General features: G+C 60.7%; 21 protein-coding genes and 1 pseudogene. 14 read left to right on the top strand and 8 right to left on the bottom strand.

Going from position 1 to position 24,729, the window contains the following annotated elements; translation table 11 throughout:
- Positions 1-86: 86 nt before the first annotated feature.
- Both KHO41_RS41305 and KHO41_RS21685 read left to right on the top strand, forming a co-directional pair.
- Positions 87-251: a hypothetical protein gene (locus tag KHO41_RS41305; protein ID WP_244873945.1), complete on the top strand. Its 165-nt coding sequence runs from the start codon at positions 87-89 to the stop codon at positions 249-251.
- Positions 241-2,457 carry a recombinase family protein gene (locus KHO41_RS21685; protein ID WP_244873944.1) on the top strand — a complete coding sequence of 739 codons (2,217 nt, stop codon included), beginning with the start codon at positions 241-243 and terminating at the stop codon, positions 2,455-2,457. Before KHO41_RS41305 ends, KHO41_RS21685 begins: the two co-directional genes overlap by 11 nt.
- 14 nt (positions 2,458-2,471) lie before the next feature.
- Here KHO41_RS21685 and KHO41_RS21680 read toward each other — a convergent pair whose 3' ends face one another.
- The gene (locus KHO41_RS21680; RefSeq protein WP_376989717.1) at positions 2,472-3,044 is read right to left on the bottom strand and encodes a reverse transcriptase domain-containing protein; all 573 of its coding nucleotides are present in this window, start codon (positions 3,042-3,044) and stop codon (positions 2,472-2,474) included.
- A 472-nt stretch (positions 3,045-3,516) separates the two neighbouring features.
- Entirely contained in the window at positions 3,517-4,920 is a 1,404-nt protein-coding gene (locus KHO41_RS21675) for an FAD-binding oxidoreductase (protein WP_211955406.1), read from the bottom strand.
- Positions 4,921-5,201: 281 nt separating this feature from the next.
- Between KHO41_RS21675 and KHO41_RS21670 the strand changes: the two genes are divergently transcribed.
- The 6 genes from KHO41_RS21670 to KHO41_RS21645 all read left to right on the top strand — a co-directional run bounded on the left by KHO41_RS21670 (position 5,202) and on the right by KHO41_RS21645 (position 11,918).
- Positions 5,202-6,116, top strand: coding sequence for a LysR family transcriptional regulator (locus tag KHO41_RS21670; RefSeq protein ID WP_211955340.1), 915 nt, complete (start codon positions 5,202-5,204; stop codon positions 6,114-6,116).
- Positions 6,117-6,345: 229 nt separating this feature from the next.
- Complete coding sequence (locus tag KHO41_RS21665) at positions 6,346-7,344, top strand: threonine/serine dehydratase (RefSeq protein ID WP_211955339.1); 999 nt, start codon at positions 6,346-6,348, stop codon at positions 7,342-7,344.
- Positions 7,345-7,376: 32 nt separating this feature from the next.
- Positions 7,377-8,444, top strand: coding sequence for a DUF4392 domain-containing protein (locus tag KHO41_RS21660; protein ID WP_244873943.1), 1,068 nt, complete (start codon positions 7,377-7,379; stop codon positions 8,442-8,444).
- Positions 8,441-8,917 (top strand): RidA family protein, encoded by a 477-nt coding sequence (locus tag KHO41_RS21655; protein WP_211955338.1) that lies wholly within the window; start codon positions 8,441-8,443, stop codon positions 8,915-8,917. Before KHO41_RS21660 ends, KHO41_RS21655 begins: the two co-directional genes overlap by 4 nt.
- Before the next feature lie 98 nt (positions 8,918-9,015).
- Positions 9,016-10,335: an MFS transporter gene (locus KHO41_RS21650; RefSeq protein WP_211955337.1), complete on the top strand. Its 1,320-nt coding sequence runs from the start codon at positions 9,016-9,018 to the stop codon at positions 10,333-10,335.
- Between the two features lie 467 nt (positions 10,336-10,802).
- On the top strand, positions 10,803-11,918 hold the full coding sequence (locus tag KHO41_RS21645; protein ID WP_211955404.1) for a porin: 1,116 nt from the start codon (positions 10,803-10,805) through the stop codon (positions 11,916-11,918).
- 61 nt (positions 11,919-11,979) lie between these two features.
- Here KHO41_RS21645 and KHO41_RS21640 read toward each other — a convergent pair.
- Together KHO41_RS21640 and KHO41_RS21635 are read right to left on the bottom strand one after the other, a co-directional pair.
- Positions 11,980-12,793: pseudogene (locus KHO41_RS21640) on the bottom strand (putative hydro-lyase).
- A 78-nt stretch (positions 12,794-12,871) separates the two neighbouring features.
- On the bottom strand, positions 12,872-13,636 hold the full coding sequence (locus KHO41_RS21635) for an IclR family transcriptional regulator (RefSeq protein ID WP_211955336.1): 765 nt from the start codon (positions 13,634-13,636) through the stop codon (positions 12,872-12,874).
- Positions 13,637-14,138: 502 nt separating this feature from the next.
- Here KHO41_RS21635 and KHO41_RS21630 point away from each other — a divergent pair.
- From KHO41_RS21630 to KHO41_RS21605, 6 genes are all read left to right on the top strand, one after another.
- Entirely contained in the window at positions 14,139-15,278 is a 1,140-nt protein-coding gene (locus tag KHO41_RS21630; RefSeq protein WP_211955335.1) for an ABC transporter substrate-binding protein, read from the top strand.
- Positions 15,279-15,372: 94 nt separating this feature from the next.
- Positions 15,373-16,164: a class II aldolase/adducin family protein gene (locus tag KHO41_RS21625; RefSeq protein WP_211955334.1), complete on the top strand. Its 792-nt coding sequence runs from the start codon at positions 15,373-15,375 to the stop codon at positions 16,162-16,164.
- Between the two features lie 38 nt (positions 16,165-16,202).
- Entirely contained in the window at positions 16,203-16,748 is a 546-nt protein-coding gene (locus KHO41_RS21620) for a TRAP transporter small permease (protein WP_211955333.1), read from the top strand.
- Positions 16,749-16,758: 10 nt separating this feature from the next.
- The gene (locus KHO41_RS21615; protein ID WP_211955332.1) at positions 16,759-18,048 is read left to right on the top strand and encodes a TRAP transporter large permease; all 1,290 of its coding nucleotides are present in this window, start codon (positions 16,759-16,761) and stop codon (positions 18,046-18,048) included.
- 20 nt (positions 18,049-18,068) lie between these two features.
- Positions 18,069-19,091, top strand: a complete 1,023-nt coding sequence (locus tag KHO41_RS21610) for a DctP family TRAP transporter solute-binding subunit (protein ID WP_211955331.1) — start codon at positions 18,069-18,071, stop codon at positions 19,089-19,091.
- A gap of 113 nt (positions 19,092-19,204) precedes the next feature.
- The gene (locus tag KHO41_RS21605; protein WP_211955330.1) at positions 19,205-20,179 is read left to right on the top strand and encodes a 2-dehydropantoate 2-reductase; all 975 of its coding nucleotides are present in this window, start codon (positions 19,205-19,207) and stop codon (positions 20,177-20,179) included.
- A 110-nt stretch (positions 20,180-20,289) separates the two neighbouring features.
- On the opposite strand, the gene KHO41_RS21600 is transcribed toward KHO41_RS21605, so the two are convergent.
- From KHO41_RS21600 to KHO41_RS21585, 4 genes are all read right to left on the bottom strand, one after another.
- Positions 20,290-21,231, bottom strand: a complete 942-nt coding sequence (locus KHO41_RS21600; protein ID WP_211955329.1) for a DMT family transporter — start codon at positions 21,229-21,231, stop codon at positions 20,290-20,292.
- 71 nt (positions 21,232-21,302) lie between these two features.
- Positions 21,303-22,193 (bottom strand): BKACE family enzyme, encoded by an 891-nt coding sequence (locus KHO41_RS21595; RefSeq protein WP_376989718.1) that lies wholly within the window; start codon positions 22,191-22,193, stop codon positions 21,303-21,305.
- A gap of 129 nt (positions 22,194-22,322) precedes the next feature.
- Complete coding sequence (locus KHO41_RS21590; protein WP_211955328.1) at positions 22,323-23,267, bottom strand: cupin domain-containing protein; 945 nt, start codon at positions 23,265-23,267, stop codon at positions 22,323-22,325.
- A gap of 93 nt (positions 23,268-23,360) precedes the next feature.
- Positions 23,361-24,677: an aspartate aminotransferase family protein gene (locus KHO41_RS21585; RefSeq protein WP_211955327.1), complete on the bottom strand. Its 1,317-nt coding sequence runs from the start codon at positions 24,675-24,677 to the stop codon at positions 23,361-23,363.
- Positions 24,678-24,729 lie beyond the last annotated feature (52 nt).

Below are 24,729 nucleotides of genomic sequence, written 5' to 3'. Positions count from 1 at the left end.
CGACGCGCTGGGCTCGATTGCCGACCTGCTCCACGCTCGCCTCATCATTGACGCTTTGCTGCGCCAGACGGAACAGGAGAGCGACGATGCAACTGAACCTACCCCTTGCGGATCTGCCGTCCGGCGACGACAGCCTGTGGGAACAACTCGATCCAACGACACAAGAGGCGGTAATCAACGGTCTCGCTCAGGCGATTGCGAAGCTCGTGACCCACAACAACCGGCTGCCACGGGAGAACAATGATGACTGACACCACCAACAAGATCGGCCCCAGCCATTTGCAACGCACCGCCTTCGTCTACATCCGTCAGTCCAGCGCCAGCCAGGTCGAGCACAATCGGGAATCGACGCAGCGTAAGTACGCGCTCGCTCAACGGGCCACCGCCCTCGGTTGGTCCGCGCAGCAGGTCAGCGTGATCGACGAGGATCTGGGCCTCTCGGGCGCCGGCGCCGCGAACCGTGGCGGGTTCGCCCGCATGACCGCCGAAGTCGCGCTCGGGCACGTCGGCATCATTCTCGGACTGGAGGTCTCCCGCCTGGCGCGCAACAATTCCGACTGGTACCGGCTGCTGGACCTGTGCAGCATGACCGATACGCTCATCGGCGATGCCGACGGCGTGTATAACCCGGCGCTGTTCAACGACCGCCTGTTGCTCGGTCTGAAGGGCACCATGAGCGAGGCCGAACTGCACATCTTGCGCGCGCGTCTGGACGGCGGCATCCGCAACAAGGCTGCCCGGGGCGAGTTGCGCCGCGGCCTGCCCACCGGACTGGTGTGGGGCGAGGCAGACGGCGAAGTCAGACTGCATCCGGACGAAGCCGTTGTCGGTGCGCTGCGCGCCGTGTTCGAACGTTTTAGCGAATTCGGCTCTGCTCGCCGCGTCTGGCTGTGGTTCCGCGCCGAGAATCTACCGTTTCCGCTGCAGCTCAACCACACCGCGCAGATCCGCTGGATCGCCCCGACCTATACCGCCATCTACAATGTCCTCACCAATCCCGTTTATGCTGGCGCCTACTGCTACGGCAAGACCCGGCAGGAGCGCTACGTCGATGAGCATGGCGCGCTCAAGACCCGATTGCGCCGGCTGCCCCAGTCGCAATGGGCCGTGCTCATCCGGGACCACCACGAGGGATATCTCGATTGGATGACCTATGAAGCCAATCAACTGCGCCTGGGGGCCAATACCAAGCCCCGGCCTCATCAGGCCGGAGGCGCCGTGAGAGAGGGAGCCGCCTTGCTGCAAGGCCTGGCCTGCTGTGGTCACTGCGGCCGGCGACTCAAGACGCACTATCGCGGAACCAATCAGACGCCCGGGTACCATTGCTCCAACAAAGGGATCGAGAATGGCCGCGGCGTCTTCTGCCTCAATGTTGGGGGTCTGCAAATCGATGCCGCCGTTGCGCAGGCCTTCTTGCAAGCGGTGGAGCCGGCCGGCATCGCAGCAGCCGTGCGTGCGGCCGAACGCCTCGAGGCCGATCACGACGCGGCGCTTGCACAGTGGCGACTAAACGTTGAACGGGCCCACTACGAGGCACAGCGCGCCGAACGGCGGTACCACGCCGTCGACCCCGAGAACCGCCTGGTGGCACGAGGTCTCGAAACGCAGTGGGAGCAGCAGTTGCGTGAGCTCGAACAGGCTCAGGCAGAACTTGCTCGGCGTGAACACCTTCGTCCATGCACGCTGAGCGCTGAACAGCGCAAGAGTCTGCTTGCTATCGGTAAAGACCTCAAACGGTTGTGGGACGCGCCGACCCTCACACTGCGCGACAGGAAGCAATTGCTGCGCACGCTGCTTGAGGAAGTGAGTATTACCGTCCATCGCGAACAATACCGGGCGCATCTGAAGCTGCGTTGGCGCGGCGGCAAGCTTACCGATTGCGAGGTCGCGTTGCCGCGCTCGCGACCCGCGACCATTCGCACCGACGAAGACACGATTGCCCTGGTCCGCCGTCTGGCCGAGCACTATCCCGATGCCACCATCGCCGGCATCCTCAACGCACAGGGCCGGGTAACAGCGCGCGGTCTGCGCTTTAACCAGAACCTGGTGGGCAACTTGCGGCGCCATTGGCACATCCCTTGTTTCGAGCGCCCCACGGAACTTCCTGACGGCGAGTTGCTCAGCATCCGTCAGGCCGCGCGCATGCTGGGTACCGCGCCGTCCACGCTACACCGCTGGGTCAACGACGGCTTCATCGCCGGCGAACAGACCACGCCCGGTGCGCCCTGGCGCATCCGCATCACCGATGCGCTGCGACAACAATTCGTCGCGCACAGCCCCGATGGCTACGTCGTCATGCAGGAAGCAACCAAGCTGCTCGGCGTGTCCCGCCAAACTGTGTTGCAGCGTGTAAAGCGCGGCGAACTCGATGCCGTCCTGGTCTGCCAGGGACGGCGCAAAGGCTTACGCATCAAGGCTGTCAGCGAGCAACCCGACCTCTTTGAACACTCTTCATGAACCAAAGGGCATTCTCATGCGCGATCCAAGAACTTCTCCAGATCGATGTCGACCACCCAGCGCCGACCTTCCTGCACGTAGCGCTGCGCCTGCAAGACCGCCTGTTGCGCGCTGCGGCCCGGCCGGAAGCCGTAACTCGACTCGGAGAACCCCGGCTCGAACACCGGTTGGAGAACCTGTAGCAGCGCCTGCTGGATCAGCCGGTCCACCACCGTCGGGATACCCAGTGTCCTCACCCCGCCCGCAGGCTTGGGGATGTCCACCGCGCGTACCGCCTGTGGGATGTACTGGCCAGCCAGCAACGCCGCCCTGACGCTCGGCCAGTGCACCTTCAGCCAGTCTCGCAACGCCGTCACGCTCAGGGCATCCACCCCGGCCGCTCCGCCATTGCCGACCACCTTCCGGTACGCCAACCGCATGTTGCCTCTCTCGACCACCGCCTCCATCAGCGATGGCGCCCGCGCTTTCGTTTGCCCGACAGCCGCCGTGCCAGCCTCCGCACCCCCATCGGCCCCAGGCAGGTTCCGCCCGCCGTCCTCCGCTGTGGGCTGCACTCGTTCGTGCATTTGGGCTTCGTCGGTAAGCATCGAGGTCTGTCGTCCTAATCGCGCTCGTTAATGTTCGGCCCTTCAGCGCCAACGGCTCGCCTAGTATGGCCTCTGCTGACTTCTGCACCGCCATCCCGGCGCCTCTAGACGCCGGTAGCCCTATGGCAGCGGTGCAGATCTCCCCGGGTATGACGCACCCACCTTCACGCTTATGCCCGCCGGATTTACGCCGTATCGTTCCGTGCAAGTATTGGGCTTTGGCAATTTGAGCTACCTCACCCCGATACGTCGCCTCATATCCGCTTCCTGTTCGTCAGGCCAGCGCTTTGCCTCGGACTTCCTTCAGACTCCCGGTCGCCCGGGAAACCCTTGTCTCTGGCTAACACTTCCCCTTGCCGGGTGTGTAGGGGACTTGCACCCCCAAGTAGATGCGCCCTGCCGGGCGCACTCAAAAAAAGGCCGACGAGGAGTCGGCCTAAGGTCAGACATGAAGAAACACACTGCCCATGCTTCAGTCTACCGACTGAGGAAGCACGCGCCCTGGATTCATTAGTTCCTTGGGATCCAGGGCGCGCTTGATCTGCCACATCAATTCCAGCTCCACGGGCGACTTGTAGCGACCCAGGTCGTCGCGCTTGGCTACGCCGATGCCGTGCTCGGCCGAGATCGAGCCGTTCTCGGCATGGGCCAGGCCATCGACCAGATCCGACACCGGCTGGTACCACTGCGCCAGGAAGTCCTTGGCGTCGCGGTCCTTCGGGCGCAGCGGGTTGAAGTGGACGTTGCCGTCGCCCATGTGACCGTAGATCACCATGCGGGTGGCCGGCTCCAGCGCCAGCACCTCCGCCGACGCCTTGTCGATGAACTGCGCGATGCGCGACACCGGCACCGAGATATCGCACTTGATGCTGCCGCCGGTGCGGGTCTGGGCGTCCGAGATTTCCTCGCGGAGGCGCCAGAACTGCTGACTGTCGGACAGGCTCGATGCCACGGCCGCGTCGACGACCCATTCATTGGCCAGGCCCGACTCCAGGATTTCCATCAGCGTACCGCTGAGCGTTGCCTCGTCGGTGCCCGACGTCAGCTCGATCAGCACCATCCAGTCATGCCGGCCCGGCAGCGGCGACGGCACGTCGCCCAGGTATTCGAGCACCAGGTCCAGCGCGGGGGCCGAAATCAGCTCGAACGCGTTGACCGCGCCGCCGGACACCGCACGGGCCTCGCCCAGCAGCTTGACGGCGGCTTCCGGGCCATCCACGGCCACGAACGCCACGGCGGTCGAGCGCGGTTGCGGCATCAGCTTCAGTACCGCGCCGGTGACGATGCCGAGTGTGCCTTCGGCGCCGATGAACAGGTGCTTGAGGTCATAGCCGGTGTTGTCCTTGCGCAGGCCCTTAAGCGACGAAAAAATGCGCCCGTCGGGCAGCACTGCCTCTATGCCAAGCACCAGGTCGCGCATGTTGCCGTAGCGCAGCACCGCCGTGCCGCCCGCGTTGGTCGACAGGTTGCCGCCGATCTGGCACGAGCCCTCCGAGCCGATGCGCAGCGGGAACAGGCGCCGGGCATCGTCGGCCGCCGCGCGCGCGCCGGACAGCGTAACGCCGGCTTCCACGATCATCGTGTCGTTGACGGTATCGATGGCCAGCACGCGGTTCATCTTCTTCAGGCTGATCACCACGGCGGTGCCGGTGCCGTCGGGCACGGCGCCTCCCATGAGCGACGTATTGCCGCCCTGCGGCACCACGGGCACGTTGTGGTCATAGCACCAGGCCATCACCCGGCTGACCTGTTCCGTGGTCGTGGGCATCACCACCAGCGGCGACTTGCCGCGATAGATGCGGCGGTAGTCGGTCACGAACGGTTCAGTATCGGCGTCGCCGGTGAGACAACCGTGCGGCCCCACGATTGCCTCCATGAACTCAGCAATATCTGTATGAACTCGCATTGCTCACCGCCGATCGATATCACGCCTTGACATGGGAACCAAGTCGCGATGAAAGGGCGACTTGCCTGGAAGCCTCAAGTCTAGCGGCACACGGCATGCCCGCAGTGCCGCACAGCATGAACATTGAATTTACATTTCATGAAGGATGGGCACCGGGATTCTGCGATCGGCACTGCGGAGGCACCGGCGATAGAATGAGGCCATCCCCCAGATTGATCAGGCATACGCCACGCAACGGACTTTGTACGAACATGAATTTTAAGAGCCTCGAAGTCTTTTACTGGGTGGTGAACCTGAATAGCTTCAACAAGGCGGCCGTGAAGCTGCACACCACGCAGCCCGCTGTTTCGCAACGCGTCGCTTCGCTCGAGGAAGAGATGGGGATCAAGGCGCTGGAGCGGGGACCCAGAACGATAAAACTCACGGCAAAAGGAAGGGTGCTCTATGACTACGCCGAGCGCTTCATGGCGTTGCGCACGGAAATGATGCTTAAGGTGGCCGAGGACGATTCGTACAGCGGCGTCATTCGATTGGGGACGGCGGAAACAATCGTACAAACCTGGTTGGCCAAATTTCTAGAACGTGCGCACCAAAAGTACCCAAACCTGAGTATCGATATCGTTGTCGACATCACACCGACGCTGCGGGAGGCGCTGAAGGGCGGAGAACTCGATATGGCCTTTGTACTAGGGCCCCAGCAAGACGGAGAACTCGTAGAAAAAGAGCTGTGCAAGTATGAATTGAACTTCTTCTCTTCACCGTCGTTGAAAGTGTCCAAAGAGCCGCTTTCGAAGCAGGCCCTGACCGAGCATCCGATCATCACCTTCCCCAAACGCACCTACCCCTATACTTTTCTGAGGCAGGAGCTCGCCACACCGGAACATGGAGCGCCGCGGATATTCACGAACTGTTCGCTCTCAACCATCGTCCGCATGGCAGAGGACGGCTTTGGCCTCTGCGTCGTACCGAGACTTGCTGTGTCCAAGGAGGTCGAGCAGGGCCGCCTGACGGTACGGGAGGCAGAACTCAAACTGCGTGACCTGACCTTTGCGGTCGCGTACTCCCGCGGCAGCGATGAACCCATCAAGATGGCCCTTGCCACCCTCGCATGCGAAATCGCCTCCGTCGCCACGGCTGAATGCCATCCCGCGCACCGAACCAAGTGAGGAAAATTGCGCCCGAGGGCCGTAGTTTCACGAATTCCTCTTGTTCTGACGGCGCATCAGTGCTTTCCCTAGTGCCTCAGATCGATTGGTCCCTGACCACCCGCCCGCACGCTTAACAGCGTGATCGATAAGGCTACCTTATCGAAGTCCATCGAAATTGACGATTGGCCGTTATTCCGACATCGCTGTGTAATAGAAACATCGTAACGCAGCCATTGAGGAGTTCGTCGTGGACACCGCCACCCTTCCCGACCAGTTCGCACTTTCACTTGCCGATATCGAGCAAGCGCACGACCGCATCCGCCGCTACATCGTCCGGACGCCGCTGCTAGAAAGTGCAGCGTTGAACGACCTCGTCGGCGGTCGCGTACTTGTAAAGCCCGAGTGCCTGCAAAACGCCGGGGCGTTCAAGTTCCGCGGCGCCTGCAATCGGCTTCTGCAACTGACTCCCGCGCAACGCGCCGCCGGTGTCGTGGCCTTCTCGTCCGGGAATCACGCTTTGGCCGTATCGACGGTCGCGCGAAGCCTGCACATCCCGGCCACCATCATCATGCCGTCGGATGCACCGCGAGCGAAGATTGATGGGTCGCGGGCGAATGGCGCCACCGTCATTCTCTATGACCGACAAAAGGATGACCGCGAGGCGATCGGCGCCGAAATTGCCGAGCGCACGGGTGCTGTGACGGTCCCCCCCTACGACGACCCCTACATCATGGCCGGCCAGGGAACCGTCGGCATTGAGATCGTGGAACAGTGTATCGAGCATGGTGTGCACCCCGATGCCGTCATTGCCGCCTGCAGCGGCGGCGGTCTGGTTGCCGGCGTCGCGATCGCCGTCAAAGCCTTGTCGCCCAACACTGACGTTTATGCCGGCGAGCCCGCCGGATTCGACGAACTCGCTCGCTCGCTCGCGTCCGGACGCCCAGAAAGCAATGTCCCTGGGGCGAAATCCATCTGCGACGCGCTGCAGGTGGTCAAGCCCGGGAAACTGACTTTCCCGGTCAACCAGGCGTTGCTTGCCGGCAGCCTCGTCGTGAACGATGACGACGTTCGTCGGGCCATGAAAGCTGCGTACCAGCACCTGAGGCTCGTCGTCGAACCCGGGGGCGCCGTGCCCCTCGCTGCGCTCCTGGCCGGCAAGCTCGATGTCCGAGGCAAAGCCGTCGCTCTGGTCCTCAGCGGCGGCAACGTCGACACGGATGTCTATATCGAGGCGCTCAAGGCCTGAGTCTGCCCCGCGAATCTAACTGGAAGCCCAACATGCTTGACCGAGAATCCAATACGTACCGGCGGGTCGCCGCCACCATCGACGACTTCATGAAAGTCGACTACACCGGCGTCGGCCTGATTGGCAACCTGTACAAGGCGCTGCAGTCCCGCCAGCCTGGCCCTGCGTGCATGGGCGCGGCCGAGCGAATTGTCGCCGCGACGCAAGAGAACCCGGGGCCGATCCTTATTGCAACCGGTTTTCCGGAAGGCGGTGGCGCACCGGAAACCGATGGTCCGATCGGCGCCGCCTTGCTGGCACGGGCCTTCTTTCTCGGCATGCGCCGTGAGACCGTCATCGTCATCGACGAAGATTGGGAAACCATGATGGTGGCCACGCTTCGTGGCGCCGGCCTCGCCCCGATGCCCTATCCTGAGGACGGTGTCATCCGCCCGATCGAGTACCTGCGTCCGGTCTATATCAAGACCGTCCCGAAGGATGAGGCAGGAACGTTTGCGATCTGCGACAAATTGCTCGAGATCACGCGCCCGTGCGCTGCGATCTCCATCGAGCGCCCGGGCTGCAATGCCAAGGGCCTGTACCACGGCCTCGGAGGCCGCCCCCTAGATGGCATGGTCGCTAACCTCGACCGCCTGTTCGAGCAGGTCAAGCGGGCCGGCATTCCGTTCATCGGGATCGGCGACGGCGGCAACGAACTTGGCATGGGCGTCATTGCCGAGGACCTTCCGCGCTTCTCCCCGAAAGCGGCGGACACTGGCACCCCCGGGCGAGGCGGTGTCGCTGCCGTCACGGCTGCAGACTGGCTGGTCACGGCCAACATCTCCAACTGGGGAGCGACCGGTATCGTCGCCGCACTCTCGGCGCTGCTGGAAAACCCGACGGTATTCCATCCGCCCGAGCTGGAGACGCGCAGTACCGAATTGTGTGTGGCCCACGGGGGCGTCGACGGCATGTTTATGGCCCCTGAACCTGCCCATGATGGCATCGTCATGGAAGAGTACGAAGGGATGGTTCGCGCCCTCCGAGGCAGCGTGATGCGCGCGCTCGGGCACTCCGTCAACTGGCAAGGTCAGCGCGGCGATTGGAGGCAACTCAAATGAGCAAGACCACCATATCCGGGCGCCTGCGCGAACTCGGCCTCGAATTGCCCGAAACGAATCAGCCGCGCGGGGCCTACGTACCGATCGTGCGTGCTGGGGACCTGCTCTTTGTGGCCGGTCAGGCGCCTCGTTTGAACGGCGTACTGAAGTACGCAGGAAAAGTCGGCCGCGACCTTTCCATCGAACAAGGTCAGGACGCCGCCCGAATCTGCGCCTTGAACATTCTCGGTCATGTCGCCAGCATGTGCGATGACGATATCGACAATATCGCGGGACTTGTGCGCGTGAACGGCGTTGTGAACTGCGGCGATGACTTCGATGCACATTCCAAGGTTCTCGATGGGGCGTCGGAACTCTTCGCGGCAGTACTGGGAGACAAAGGGCGTCACGCAAGAATCGCAACCGGCGCCTCATCGTTGCCCTCGCAAATGGCCGTTGAAATCGAAGCCACAATTCAAGTAAGACCTAAATAGACGGAATCACACACCGTATGTGATTTCTGCCACAGCGCTGCATCCGGGACAGAAATCTGCTCCCGGGTTCAAAGATGAAGGATGGAGGAGAATTGCCCATGCATGCAACAGTCAACGAATCTGCCGTACCGAGCTTGCAATCCAAGCGCGATGCGGTCTATCGCAAGGTCGCCTTGCATATCATGCCGTTCCTAATGCTGTGCTATGTGGCAGCATACCTGGACCGGATCAACATCGGCTTCGCCAAGCTGCACATGCTGAAGGACCTCGGCTTCAGCGACGCCATTTACGGCCTCGGTGCCGGCCTTTTCTTTATCGGCTATCTCATCTTCGAAGTCCCGAGCAACTTGCTGATGATGAGAATCGGTGCAAAGAAGACGATCTCCCGCATCATGCTTCTGTGGGCCCTCATCTCCGCAGGGTTCGCCTTCGTCGAAACGCCAACACAGTTCTATGTGCTGCGCTTTCTCCTGGGCGCGGCCGAAGCCGGCTTCTATCCGGGTGTCATTCTCTATCTCACCTATTGGTTTCCCGCTGACAAGCGGGCCAAGATGGTAGCGCTCTTCGTTGGGGCCGTACCGCTGTCCGGCATGCTGGGCGCCCCCTTGTCAGGGGCGATCATCGAGTTCGGCCACGGTGCACACCAGCTTACGGGATGGCAATGGATGTTCATCATCGAGGCAGTGCCTTCCTTTCTGCTTGGCCTGTTCTGCCTGAAGTACGTATCCGATGGCCCCGCAGCGGCAGCGTGGCTTACTGAACACGAGCGGACGCTCATCGCGCGCGAACTTCAAGCGGATCGCGAGTTCTCGAAGGGGGACAAGTCCACCGTGTCTCTTGCGGCCACCCTGAAGGACCGGCGTATTTGGAAGATGACGAGCATTTGCTTCTGCTCGGCGATCTGCTCGTACGGCGTGTCTTTCTGGCTTCCCACGCTTGTCCAGCAACTCAATGTCGGTGACGTCATGCATGTGGGGTTCTACACCGCAGTTCCGTTTTCGGCAGCATTCTTCATGATGTTTCTGATTGGCCGAAATTCGGACCGGATGCGGGAACGCCGGTGGCATCTAGTAGGCCCCTTCACTTGTGTGTGCGTCGGCTTGATCGGAAGCGTCTGGTTTCACGACTCGATGGGCATGGCACTGCTCTGCCTCACGATCGCTGCGGTCGGCGCGTACAGTACTACTTCGATGCTCTTCACCATCCCCGGGCTGTTCCTGTCTGGCGTCGGCATGGCTGCCGGTGTGGCAATGATCAACTGCTTTGGCGGCCTCGGTGGCTTCGTCAGCCCCTACGTGGTGGGCGTGGTGAAGGATGTCACCGGCAGCACCAACAACGGCGTGATCTTTATTGCCTGTGTGGCAATGATTGGAGCGATGCTCACGCTTACGCTGCCGAAAAAGCTGGTCAACCGCTAGCCACACCCGCGCGGGCAAGGCCGGGAAAATCCCGGCCCTCGCCTGCTTGCGGTCGACGGATCGTCGGATAACGCCCCCCATCGCCGGTCCACCCCCCTGTCCCCTCTGCCGTCTTCGACGACGGCAAGTCCCCTTCTCTTTCCTCGGGCCCTCCGGTGCATTGCCGATGACGCCTGGGCGCAGCCATGCCATGGCACTCACACCAGAGCCGGGATTAGTACTAGTCCTAATCCCGGCATCATTGCCTTGGAAAAGGGAGCCCACCATAATATCATTAATCGATCTTGTCGTCTCGTATTTCGATACTAGCAGACACGATGGACCAAGGTCAGACAAACGTTAGCGCGAAGCCGTCCGTCCAGAGTCGGCGTTCATAAACGAGCCGTTGGCCCACCGCTCATCTGAGGGGTTGCTGCGTTGCTCGGTTCCTACACTGAAAAATTATTGGAGAAAGATTCGTGAAGTACATGAAAACTGGGATGGCGCTGGCCACCGCGCTGTCTGCTTGCACTGCGTATGCTCAGTCGAGCGTTACCCTGTACGGGGTCATCGATACAACAATTCGCTACACCACAAACCAACCCACCGCCAATGGGCCGCGCAGCCAAGTCGCACTAACGGAAGGGGCCTTCAACGGTGCACGTTGGGGCCTGCGCGGTGCCGAGGACCTAGGTGCGGGCAACAAGGCTATCTTTGCGCTCGAGAGTGGCTTCACCTCGGATGCCGGGAAGATCGGCCAGCAGGGGCAACTATTCGGGCGACAGGCCTGGATCGGCCTGTCGACGGCAAACCTGGGGACGGTGAAGGCCGGGCGCCAATACGGCGCAGCCTATACCTTTCTTGCACAGGTCGACCCCATCAACACCGGCAACTATCCCGAAGAGAATTGGGAGGTTTTTCTGACCGGCATCCGCTTTGACAACACGGTCGACTACTCGAACAAGTGGGGAGGCCTCGCCGTAAACGCGCAGTACTCGTTCGGCGAGCAGTCAGGCAACGCCGCGCGTGGCAGAACCATGCAATTCGCTACGACCTATGAAGCGGGTAATCTGCTCTTTGGCGGCGCCGGCCAGCAATCTCGCGATGCCAATGGCAATGACCTCCTGCTGTGGACAGCGGGTGGCAAATATTCCTTTGGCCAGTTCACGGCCCACGCCTACTACGTCGATTCCCACCGCGATGCGGGTTTCATTGTCGGGGCAAGCGGTACCAGCACGCCGCTGGCCAACACCAATATCGGCAGCAATGCAAACACCGTCCTCGGCCCGGGAACCCAGACGTCGCGTCGCCACGATCGCATGGGCGTAATCGGCCTGACCTACCAACCGACTCCCGCTTGGCGATTCGTGGCGACATACATGCGTGACAACGTCGCCGGTGCCGCGCAGGGCGCGTCGGGTATCCTGCAAACGGCTTACCTGGTTGCAATGTATAGCCTCTCGAAGCGCACGGATGTCTATCTGGAAGCCGACCGCGGCAAGTTGAGCGGCGCCTCCGTAACGGATCCCAATAGCCCTCTGGGGCCGTTTGGAGGCGCATCGACCCGAACCGGCGTTGGCATGGGCATGCGTACCCGGTTCTGAACCGAGATGGCGCCAGTCCCTTGGATCCGGCGCCATCAATCAACGGATCGGCGTCCGTCAGTCAGGCGTGGTACGTACTATGGGGTACATCTGTGATGAACATGTGCCCCGGCGCATGGGTAATGGCAAACGGCACCAACGACGCCATCACCGCTGCCTGAGGCGTTACGCCGCAAGCCCAGAACACGGGAATTTCGCCGTCCTGTACGCGTACCGGGTCCCCGAAATCCGGGCGGGCCAAGTCCGCGATGCCAAGCGCACCAGGGTTACCGACGTGAACGGGTGCTCCGTGCACCGAAGGATAGCCACTACTAATCGCCACGGCATCAGCAACTCGGCCCGCGGGCAGCGGCCTCATCGACACCACCATCGGGCCGCGCAATCGGCCCGCCGGCCGGCACATTCGGTTTGTGAGATACATCGGGACGTTCGTGGCCTCCTCGCGACATGCCGGATTCCGATCCCAGCATCGATCGGTGCGCTCTCAAATGTGAAGCTACATCCGATAAGAAATGTCACCACGTCGGGGTCGGGTCATGCCACAGCCCGGTGGCATCGGCGATTTCCTCTACCAGCGTCCCGTTGCGCCAGACGCTATACAACGGCAGGTCACTGCGGATGTCGGCCCCCTCCGCCATTGCGCTGCGATATCCGCCGGCGTCGATGACATCCAGAACGGGACAGGCTTTCGCGCTTCGCTGCGCAAAAAGGAGGAAGTCCCAGGCCCAGTCCTGCAGTAGCGCGATGATGTTGACCTGCGTCATGCCTGGCGCCACGCCGGCGGTCGGCTGGACATCGCCTCCCCGATATCGCGCGCGGGCGGGCGCCGCCTCTGTCCGGCAGGCGGCGAGATGTTTCGACATAGATGCCCCCATTGATGTGTGTTCCAGAGCCCTACGCACCGCATCAGTCAGCACCTCGAGCTCTATATGACCGGGGTCTGCGTCCGTGTCTCAGGACGTGGACATTTCGAGCATTCGCCGAAGCTTGTCTGCCGCGCTCCGGAGTCGCTGCAAGAGCTCATCATGCGGCCATTTGCTGATCCGGAATTGCGGACCAGTTACGCCTACGGCATAAATGACGCCACCCGGAGAGAAGACCGGCACCGCATATGCCATGGTCGAAGGATCGACCTCACCGAGACATGTGGCGTACCCATTCCGCCGTGCCTCGTTAATCGTTGCTAGCACGTCGGCCAGTCTGACTTTTGTCAGCGGTGTGATTTTTTCAAGCGGCGCACCGAGATATCGGCGACGTGCAGCGTCGTCCTGATAAGCCAGCAGGATCCTCGACGACGCGGCCGCGTGAAGCGGCATCTCAGAGCCAGGCATAACATGAAGGCGATAGCTGTGATCGGTAACGGCGACCGCTACCGCATAAGCGGACTTCGACGACAGCTTCACGACATAACACGTTTCCTCCAGTTCATTGACAAGCTCGTTACAGACCACCTGGCAAAAGTTGATGAGCATATTCTCATCGGTGCCCAGCGTCAGCATACGCGCCAGCCGCGCCCCCGCGCGGTACGTCCTGCGCCCCTCCTCCGCAACATCCAGCACCTTCGCGCCATTCAGGGCCGCCAGCAGTCGATGCGTCGTCGCCTTGGGGAGATCGAGAATCTGCCCAAGCTCGGCTACCGTGAGTCCCTTGCCGGATGCCAAGACGACTTCCAAGATGGACAGATAGCGTTCCAACGGACCCTTTGTGTCTTCACTCATCCTAGCTCCTTGCTTCCAACCACGCCGATCCCCGAGGCCATGCGCTCCGCCAAGAGAGCGCAGGTATCGCGTGCACTACGGCGAGCCTTCCGCTCCTTGGCGGTGCGTGCATCCGCTATGACGCACCAATGCCGCGCTCAGTAGTTGCCCTAGTACGCCAGACATTGCGTTCGATCGGCACCCGACCCATACTATCGTAAATCGATCCTCCTGTCTCGGTTTTCGAAACTAAGCACTCAGAGGCCGGAATGAGGAACGTCAGCCGGCCGATCACTGCCCCGATCAGGAAGAAAGTCGACACCGAGGCATCCTCTGACTTAGACGCAAAAATGTGCGCCCTCGCCAAACACTCGTTCACGGCTCTGCGATTGCAAGGCTCTTCACCGACCCGAACATTCCGCACTTCCGCCTGCAGCGGATTCACCGTCTGAAGCCGCGGCAACCATCGACGCAATAGCTTTTCTGTTTCGAAGTCCCTACTTCTCCCTTTGGAGCACGACGAATGAAAACGCAGTCCCTGTTGTTCAAGCTGGTTCTTGTCGCGACGGCCAGCATTGCAAGTGCATCCTCGTTCGGGCAATCGGCGATCGAGGTGGGCGCCACGGTCCCGCTGACCGGACCAGCCGCATTGTCCGGCACGCAGTATCACAACTCCCTTCGACTGGCAGAAGAGGAAATCAACAAGGCGGGTGGCATCAATGGAAAGCCAATCCGCTTTGTCTTCGAAGACGCTCAATCGTCCAATCCCACTGCGCTGAATGCATTCATCAAGCTGGTACAGGAGCGCAAGCCAGTGTTTGTATTTCTCTCCAGCTACAGCACGCAGAATCTTGCGGTCGCACCTGAGGTATTGAAAGCAAAGATCCCCGTGATGTACGCAGGCGGTGCAGAAGCAGTTGGTGCACTGAAGAACCCTTATATGTTCCGGATTCGGCCGGCGGATACCACCGCCGCGCAAGCCATCGCCCGATTCGTCAAGACGGGACTAAATGCCAGTAAGCCTGGGATCATCTACATCCAGAACGATTTCGGGCAAGGCGCAGCAAAGGCCGCGGCGAAGCAACTGGAAGACTCGGGTATCAAAGTGGCTGGCATGGAAGCGTATGGCGGCACGGACAAGGACATGTCCGCCCAGTTGCTCAATCTAAAGAACAAGGGTGCGGATGCGATCATTGCCCTGAGCTTTCCACAGGACGGCGCACTTCTGCTTCGCCAGATCAAGACGTTGGGACTCAAGCAACCCGTGGTCGCAGCCTCTGGCACGTTCCTGCCGTCGGCCATGCAACTGATGTCACCGTCCGATCTCGAAAATGTGTGGGGCGTCATCGATGTCATGCTTGACACCAATCCCCACGCAGCCAAGTTCGTGAAGGATTACAAGGCCAAATACAAGATCGACGCGGATAGCTACGCCGCTGTCTATTACGACGGCGCAATGATCCTCGCCGACGGACTACGCAAAGTCGGCACCGACCCGCAGAAGCTGCGCGAGTATCTCGGTAGCGTGAAGAACTACCAGGGGGTTGCCGGCCAGTTCTCCTTTGATGCGGGCGGCAATGGCGTACACGAAGTGACCGTCGTCAACTTCAAGAAGGGGACGAAGGAAATGAACTTCGTAACCAAGGTAAGCGATCCCCAGTAATTTCGCATCGCGTTCCACGCACCGCATTCCTTCCAAGACCCCGAGCCCTTCGGGGTCTTCCAACTGCATTGCCTGAAATCGAGGAGATAGGTCCATGAATTCGCCCGCATTCGCGCCCACAGCACTCCAAAAGCAGGTTTCCCCCGAGGAATGGAAGACCCGCGTCGATCTGGCAGCCTGCTATCGGCTACTGACTTTGTTTCGATGGGAAGATCTGGTCTACACGCACATCTCCGCGAAGGTTCCAGGGACCGAAGAGTTCCTGATCAATCCTTACGGATTGATGTTCGATGAAATTACCGCATCGAGTCTCGTCAAGATCGACCGTGAAGGTAACAAGCTTACGGACAGACCCTACGATGTCAATCCCGCCGGCTTCCTGATTCACGGCGCCATTCACGACGCTCGCCCGGATGTTGGATGTGCACTTCACACGCACACGGCCGATGGCATCGCCGTCTCCATGCAGAAAGGCGGCCTCCTTCCGCTCTCCCAACAAGCGATCTTCATCCGGGGCAGCTTGGCCTACCATCCGTATGAGGGCATTGCGCTTGACGACGACGAGCGCGCTCGCCTGCAACGCGATCTCGGGGACAAGTTCTACCTCATCCTTCCTAACCATGGCCTGCTCACCTGCGGTGAAACCATCGCCGATGCCTTCGTCCGCATGTACATGCTGCAGCGTTCATGCGAGATCCAGATCAAGGCGCAAAGCAGCGGTGTGGAGTTGGAACATGTGACACCGGAGGTCGAAGCAAAGACGCTTCGGATGATTGAAGAGACCAACCTGCGGATGCGCGGCACGCCGAAGCACCTGGATGGATCCTTGCCGTGGCCAGCGCTCCTTCGCAGGCTGGATCGGGTGAGCCCTGGATATCAGTGTTAACAAGGCGCGCGTTGCCCCTCAATCACCGGAGACCTCCCATGAGTGTTGAGCAGTATGCAAGCCCCCGCGCATTTTCATCGAAGCGCCCGTGGGAAGATTGGCTATTGGCAGCGAATCGCTGGTTACTCATAACCCTCGTCGCGGTCATGTCGGTGCTTGTCATCGCAAACGTCGGTGCGCGCTACGTGCTCTCCTACTCATTGGTCTGGGTGGAAGAGCTGACACGCTACATGATGATCTGGACGACCTTTCTCGGTGCCGGCTTTGCTCTGCGTGTTGGAGGCCATATCGCCATCGACAATCTGGCCAAGGCCTTTCCGGCGAAGGCAGCGCGCACGCTTCGGGCCGCGATAGTGCTAACGATCGCCGCAGCTCTGATCGTTCTGGTGGTGCTAGGCGTGCAGTATTCCGACTTCGCTTGGGAGCAAGAGACGCCTGTACTGGGCTGGTCCTACGGACAAGTCTATCTGGCCATCCCCATCGGCGCCGTCCTCACGCTGCTCCACCTGCTCACGGTGGCACGCCAGTGGATCCAGAGTGGCGAGTGGGAAAAAGTCGACAACTTTGATCCACAAGCGCTGTAAGGAGACTCGAATGAATCTAGTCCTTGCTGCATCGTTTGTCGGCCTCATGGGACTCGGCGTCCCAATCGCCTTTGCCATGCTAATCGCTGGGTTGCTTGCGGTTGCCATGCAGCCGAGCCTCAGCGGCCTGGTCGTGGTGCAAAACCTGTTCAGCGGTTTGGACAGCTTTCCGTTGCTCGCGATGCCGTTCTTCATCCTGGCGGCAGAGCTAATGTCGGGTGGCGCACTTACGGACGTCCTTCTGACGTTTGCCGCGCGCTTGGTCGGTAAGCGCCGAGGTGGCCTCGGCCATGCCAACATCCTGACGCTGACCTTCTTCTCGGGCATCAGCGGATCCGCGCTCGCGGATGCGGCCGGCCCCGGTGCCATGCTTATCCGGATGATGAAGCGCGCGGGATACAGCGATGCGTATGCCGCCGCCCTGACCGCATCGACCGCCATCGTGGGCCCCATCATCCCGCCGTCGATCATCATGATCATCTATTCCTTGACTGATGACGGCGTCACGATGACCGGGCTATTCCTCGCCGGAATCGTTCCAGGGCTACTCATCGCCGCTTCACTCGTCGTGGTCAATCACATCGTGAGCGTGCGGCGAAACTATCGCAGCAGTGCGGAGCTCCTAGATCCGCGCCCGCTGTTTACCCTGTTCCTCAGGGCGCTCCCTGCGCTCATGTTGCCCTTCATCATTCTCGGTGGTATTCACTTTGGGATCTTCACCCCCACGGAGGCGTCTGCGGTTGCAGTGTTCTACGCGTTGCTCGTCGGTCGATTCGTCTACAAGACGCTACACGTCGAGATGCTTCCGGCGATTCTCTTCCGCACCGCGCTCATGACTGCATCCATTCTGTTCATCGTCGGAACATCGGCCGTGTTCGCATGGATGCTGACCGTTGGACAGATCCCCCAGTTGATCGGAACATGGATTGCCGGGCTTCACCTCTCGCCCATCGAACTGCTCCTCGCCGTCAACGTGTTACTACTCTTGGTGGGCATCTTCATCGAACCCCTTCCCGGGGTCATGATCATGGTGCCCATCCTCGCTCCCCTGGCTGACGCCGCCGGCATTGCCCCGCTGCAGTTCGCGATCGTCGTCATTGTCAACCTGACACTCGGGATGATCACACCGCCGGTAGGGGGCCTCCTGTTTGTGACCTCGGTGGTATCCGAAGTACCGATGGGGAGAATGGTCCGTGAGATGAAAGGCATGCTCATAGCGCTGCTGAGCGTTCTCATGCTCCTGACCTACGTCCCCGCCCTCTCGACCTGGCTGCCGGGCGTGCTCGGCTACGCCCGCTAACCTCTTTGAGCCAAACTGCCATGCAAACATCTCGTCGCAGATTCGTCACGTTGATGGCCGGTGCCACTGCCGGCCTGTGGGGCACATCCGCTCGGGCACAGCGGGTGATCAAGTACGCCCATTTTCAACCCGCCAAGACCGACCAACCCAATCACGCCGCAGCGCTGGCGTTCAAGGAGCATGTGGAAAAGGCCAGCAATGGCAGTCTGAAGGTCGACATCTATCCTGCCGGCCAGTTAGGCTCCGCGCAGCAGACGGCCGAAGGCGTGCGCCTGGGAAGCATCGAACTGGCCGTACTTCACGAAGGCGCCATTACAGGGATCTACAAGACCTTCAACATCTTCGGTATCCCCTATCTCTTTGAAAGCCATCAGCAGGCGTACACGGTCCTCGATGGGCAATTCGGGAAAGACCTGGCCGAAGACATGCGCAAGAAGACAGGGGTACGACTCCTGTCCTATGCCGACAATGGAGTACGTCATTTCACCAACTCGAAAAGGATCATTAAATCCCCGGCCGACCTCAGGGGTCTGAAGATCCGGGTGCAGCCCAGCCCTGTGTATATCGAATTTGTGAAGGCACTGGGGGCGAGTCCATCTGCAATTGACTGGGGCGAGTTGCCCGCGGCCCTTGCGCAAGGTACCGCGGACGGCCAGGAGAATAGCGTCTCAACCATCCTGGCGGCCAGCCTATACCAGCAGCAAAAATACGCCACCCTAGACGGCCACATCTATGGACAGTTCGGCTATCTGGCGAATGATCGATTCTTCAACGGTCTATCCTCGTCCGAGAGGGTGATTGTTCAGGAAGGCGTGGACCGCGCGACGAAGATCCACCGAGACATGACACGGGCGCTGGATCTCGGGGCGCAGAAAGTGCTGTCGGACAAGGGCATGTCCGTTACGACGTTGACGGGCGCCGAGATCGACGCGTTCCGAAAGGCTGCGCAACCAGCCGTGCGAAGCTATCTCGAGACCAACATTAGCCGGGACTGGACGAACCGACTAATCGCCACCGCGCAATCGGCCCGCTCCCAAGGCTGAGATCACGCGGTCCAGCGGTTGCGACGCTGGACCGTCCTCTGCAAACGGGGATCATACGACATGAGGTTCAGCGCTCGGAGCCGTGACCGCTATTTTTTCCGAAATCAAGGCATATGAAGACCACGATTTATGGTGCCGGTGCGATTGGCGGCTGGATCGGCGCCAGACTCCTGCGGCAGGGATGCGATGTCACTTTTGTCGCGCGCGGCGCAACCTTGCAGCGACTCCGGGACAAAGGACTGACGCTCAAGCAGGGGCAGGACGTCTTCTCGCTTCCCGTGCATGCGACCGACAACCCGGCATCGCTGGGACAACAAGACCTGGTAGTCGTGTCCGTGAAGGCGCCGGCGCTGCCCGACATCGCCGAAGCACTCCGGCCGCTTCTGGGCCCCCACACCACCGTATTGACGGCGATGAACGGCGTCCCCTGGTGGTTCTTCGACGGCTTTGGCGAAAGCATGTCTGGCACGCGTCTGCGGACAGTCGACCCCGAGTCTCGAATCGCGAAGGCCATCCCGGCCGAGTTGGTGATAGGCGGCGTCGTCCACGCGAGCTGCATCCTTGAGGCGCCTGGCGTGGTGCGTCAGCATTTCGGCAATGACATGATCATTGGCGAGCCGCGCGGCGGGATCTCCGAGCGCGTTGAAGGCCTCGCCGCCATCCTGAACCGCGCCGGGATTGAAGCCAAAATATCGGCACAAATCCAGCGCGATGTGTGGTTCAAACTGTGGGGAAACATGACGACCAACCCTATCAGCGCACTGACGGGCGCCACGACCGACCGGATCGTTGACGACCCGCTGGTCATGGATTTCGCTACCCGCGCGATGCTCGAAGCCAAGCAGATCGGAGAAGCCTTTGGCCTGCCCATCTCCCAGGCGCCTGCCGACCGCCACCGCCTTACGCGAACGCTGGGCGCGGCAAAGACCTCGATGCTGCAAGATGTAGAGGCCGGCAAGCCCATCGAATTGGACGCGATTCTCGGTGCCGTTCAGGAGCTCGGCCAGCTCACCCGGGTCCCGACCCCGTCTATCAATGCACTATTGGGCCTGACGCGACTCAAAGCGCGCGTGTCGGGCCTGTATTGAAACCTTGCCACCAGGCGGCGGCAAGGACGGCCTCTCCGTATCCGGCTTTACGGCGGCACTCATTGCAGGAGCGACAGACTCTACGATGGCTTGTACAGCGTCCTCGCCGTCTAGTCCGGCTGGGCGTCGAGCTGCGAGTGGCTGCGCTGCCGCTCCCGGCGCAGTACATAGGCACCCGCCCCGAATAGCACCGCTATGCCCGTCCACGCCGCCGCGTTCGGTGTCTCGTCCCAGACGAGCCAGCCAAGTGCGATGGCAAATATCAGACCGGTATATCGAAAAGGGGCCACAACGGTGACATCGCCCGCTCGCATGCTAATGGTAACCAGCAAGTAGCCGACACATAAGAATCCCCCGGCGGCGCAGAGGAGCCCCCCCTCCTGCCAGGTGATTGGTGTCCACGGGTAGGGGGACAGACAAAGCCCTGCGAGAACGGTCACGAACAGCGAGGTGCTCAGCGTCACGATCACGGATGAAATCGCGGGATCGATTCCCCGGGTCACGAAGTCTCTGCAGGCGTGGAGAAAGGTTCCGAGGAGGCATAGCAACGCGTATCGGTTCATGCCGTCCAGGCGGGGCTGCACAATCAGGATGACCCCGAGAAACCCCGCCCCGATCGCCATCCACTTCCTCGCGTCCACCGACTGCTTCGTCAGCAACACCACAAGAAACACGAGAAGCATCGGCGCTGCCATGTTAATCGCCGTAGCATTTCCGATCGGGAGCCATGCCAACGCACTGAGGTAGGCGATTGTGGCCAATCCATCGAATGCCGAGCGTAACCCCACGCGGCCGTTACGTAGATCCCCGAGACGCGAGCCCAGCTTCGTCGCGTGAACGATGAAAAAGAGCAGCGTCGATGCTATGAAGCCACGAACGAAGATGACCTGGATTGTAGGAATCTGTTGACTGAGGTGCTTCACTATCGCGTCGTTCGCGACGAAACTCAGCATCGCCGTCGATAGCGCATAGACGCTTCGTCGATTGGCTGCCGCGATGGCGTCAGCACGCCCACCGGATACGCACCCATCAGTACTCTTCGGCTGAATCACAATTTATCCATAACGCGGCAATTCTTCGGGAACAGCTTCTCAGAAGCCGTTCCCGCCGACATCACCCAGTGTCAGTCCAGCGGCCTCTGCTTTCGCAGCCCAAGGATTTCACGTGCCTCGCCAGCCGAGGCCAGTGTTCCGCCGAGTTCTTGTACGATGCGGGCCCCCTTCCTCACCAACGCCGCATTGTCCGGCGCCAGCACGCCTTTCTCGAGATAGACATTGTCTTCGAGCCCCACGCGAACGTGTCCTCCCGACAGGAGCGCCTGGGCAAGCATCGGAAAGGCGAACCTGCCGATGCTGAAGGCGGCCCAGCGAGATCCAGTGGGCAACAATGATTTCAGGTAGCTCATGGTCTCGGGCGACGCATCGGCGCCGTATTTGACGCCAAGCACGATCTGGAACAACGCCGGGGACGCGATGGTTCCATCCGCGATCAGGTCGCGGGCCAGGTGGATGTCTCCCGTATCGAAGACTTCCAGCTCTGGCAGCGTTCCAGCTTCCTGGATCATGGCAGCCATCGTCCGCACGTTGGAAGGCGTGTTGATCACGACCGACGAGCCGGAGAACATTGTGTTCAAGTCCAGACTGCAAATTTCCGGCCGCAGCGCAACGATATGGGCCACGCGTGGCTCGGGGCGCATCAGCGTGGTTCCGGGTGCCGCAATCTTAGGATCATCCTCGCTCGGAATGAATCGCTGGCCGGGACCGGTCGTCAGATTAATCACGAGATCAACATCGCTGCTACGAATACGCTGCACCACCTCACGGTAGTGCTCCAGTTCCATACTTGGTCGTCCGTCCGGATGCCGCACATGAATGTGAACGATCGCAGCACCGGCTCGCGCCGCGTCGACGCATGCATTGGCGATTTCCTCTGGCGTGCATGGCAAGCCAGGATGTTGTGCACGGGTGGTAATGTTCCCCGTTACTGCGCAGCAAAGGATAGTGGGTGTGCTCATGATGATGTATTACGAAAGATGACGCAGAGAATCTCGTCGTCGAATGATTCGGCGGCCCGGAAAGGGTTAATCGCTGAGTTGGTGGGCCGCCATTGACCGGCGGCGAGATCGGTTCACTAAGAAAGACTGTCAGCGATCCACGAACTCGAAGCCCATTGCCCGAGTGTGGTAATAGATTCCCCCGTCCTGCACGATGAGAAACTTCGCCCGTTCGCTTCCATTGTTGACGTGAGAATGAGTGGCGGTCGCCGGCGTGACAGTCGTTGCCCACTGTGCCCAGTCCTTACGCTTTCCATCAACGACAGAATGGCAGTTCTCTCCTTGAATGATCAGTGCCACGGCCACCGAATTATGTCGATGCGGCCGCTGCACTCCACCAGGCGGCAGCGAGTTCATCGCGACGGTGAGAGTCGGAAGCACATTTCGGCTTGCCTCTTGACGGTCCGAGGAAAGGATCAGGGCCGAGCCGGCGATCTCATTGGTGCGGCCAATGCTGTAGATGAGATCGATCTGCTTCTCCATCTCGGCGCCAGTAAAGTGCACCACGTCCGTGGGCGCCTCGCCAGCCGCCGGCGGCCTGACACCTTCGAAGGATAGTTGCGGTTCGTTGGTGACAATCCAGAGCACTGAGTCCGAAGTCGCTGTGTGCGCTTGAGCAATACCGCCCGGCAATACGAGGAGATCGCCGGTCGCCCATACGACATTCTCCTCGCCGCATCGGGTCGATCCGTCCCCCCGGATGACGTACACCACAACACCACTGGCGGCGAAGTTAGTGCATAGCGTATCGTTGGCGAGGATCCTCGCGTAGCGCGCAAGCACCAATGGTGTGGTTGCTGGGAATGGGCACTGGAGCTCGCGCGAGCGATCGCAAGCAAAAAGTGTGCTGCGCGTATCCGGGTGAAGTGCGAGGGCGGCCTCTTCGGTAAAACTATCGCCGGGAATCGGAGACAGTTTTACGTTGAACGCGTTTCCGCTATTAAAGTAGCGAGCCCTGGCTTCGGCTTTGGAACGAGGCGTCGCCGCCCGCTGTGCGGGCAGATCCGCGATTGTCCGCGGCATGGATTCCGACATTTTGCAATCTCCTGGTCGACAAAGATTGGGACGAGAACGAGCAACCTGCCAATTTTTGCCCCGCTGCGTGCAGCCCGCAGCGGGCCATAGGGATCAGGAAAGGACCAGATCCGCGCGCGATTCTACGAAATGCGATACGGCCTGGAGCAGCGCTTCGCAGTCCGCGTCCGTGGTCGGGATCGAGACATTGATCATTCCTCGCTTGGCGATCCAGAATCCCTCCCGCACCATGTCGTAGTAGAAGAGATCACGAAGCGGCACGATGTTGTCCTTGAGATCGCGGACACTACGAACGTTTGCTCGCGTCATGTGCACGTTCATCATCGATCCGCGTCCCGTGAATGTCATAGGTAGCGAGCTGCCCGATACCAGTTCATTGAGCTGGCGGCGCAGTTTCTCGCCCCGGCCGTTGACTTCCTCAATCAGGGACTTGGTCAGGACATGTTTCAGGCCTGCGGCACCGGCTGTCATCGTAAAGATGTTGTTGTTGAACGTGCCGGCGTGACCGATGGCGTTCGGCCGCAAAGGATTGAATACGTTCATAATCTCGCTCCGTCCGCCAAACGCGCCGAAGCTGAAGCCGCCACCCAGGTATTTTCCTAGCGTCGTCATGTCAGGGGTGATGGTGTGCACCGCCTGCATCCCTCCGTACGAGAGACGGGAAGTCATGACCTCGTCGAAGATCAGGACGGTTCCGTGCAACGCAGTCCACTCGCGCAGATGCTGGAGGAATTCGAGACTCGCCGGAATGCACCCGCCTGACCCCTGCATCGGCTCCACAATGACCGCGGCGATCTCATTGGCGTGTTGGGCAAGAAGTGCCGTAGTCCCCTCGATGTCGTTGTAAGGCGCGACAATGAAGTCGAACGGAGCGGTCAGCGGGTGACGGGAGGCGCCAGAGAAGACAAACACACCGCCGTGATAGGCACCTTCGAAAACGACGATCTTCTTCTTGCCGGTGTATGCCATGGCCGTGGAGATCGCGTACAGATTGGCCTCCGTGCCGGAATTGGCGAAGCGCAGCAACTCCATCGAAGGGAAGCGCTCCTGAAGCAGAAATGCCATCTCGGCTTCAGCTTCGGTATGACCGCCCATGGACCAGCCCCGATCAAGCGCTGCCATCGCTGCCGCGCGAAGATGAGGATTGGAATGTCCGTAGAACCCGGCCGTATATTCTCCGAGGAAATCCCGATACCAGCGCCCGTCGAGCGACTTCACCTGGGCATCCTTTCCTTCGGTAAGGGTGATCGGGAACGGATCTACGAAGATGACCGTCCGGGTGTTGCCGCCTGGCAGCGCGCGGGAGGCCGCCACGTGCTGGGCATAGCTCTCGGTATTCGATTCCCGGTAGAGTTCCTTGGCTTCGGCAAGTGCGTGAGAAACTTGTCGGACTACTGCAGCGGTGTTCATTTAAATGCTCCGGTACGGTTGCAAAGGCGCTGCCACGCGGCAGCGCGAACTA

It is taken from the genome of Cupriavidus numazuensis (assembly GCF_905397435.1).
Lineage (GTDB): Bacteria > Pseudomonadota > Gammaproteobacteria > Burkholderiales > Burkholderiaceae > Cupriavidus > Cupriavidus numazuensis.
The sequence above is the reverse complement of the archived record's forward strand: the minus strand, read 5'-3'. Positions and strand labels throughout refer to the sequence as shown.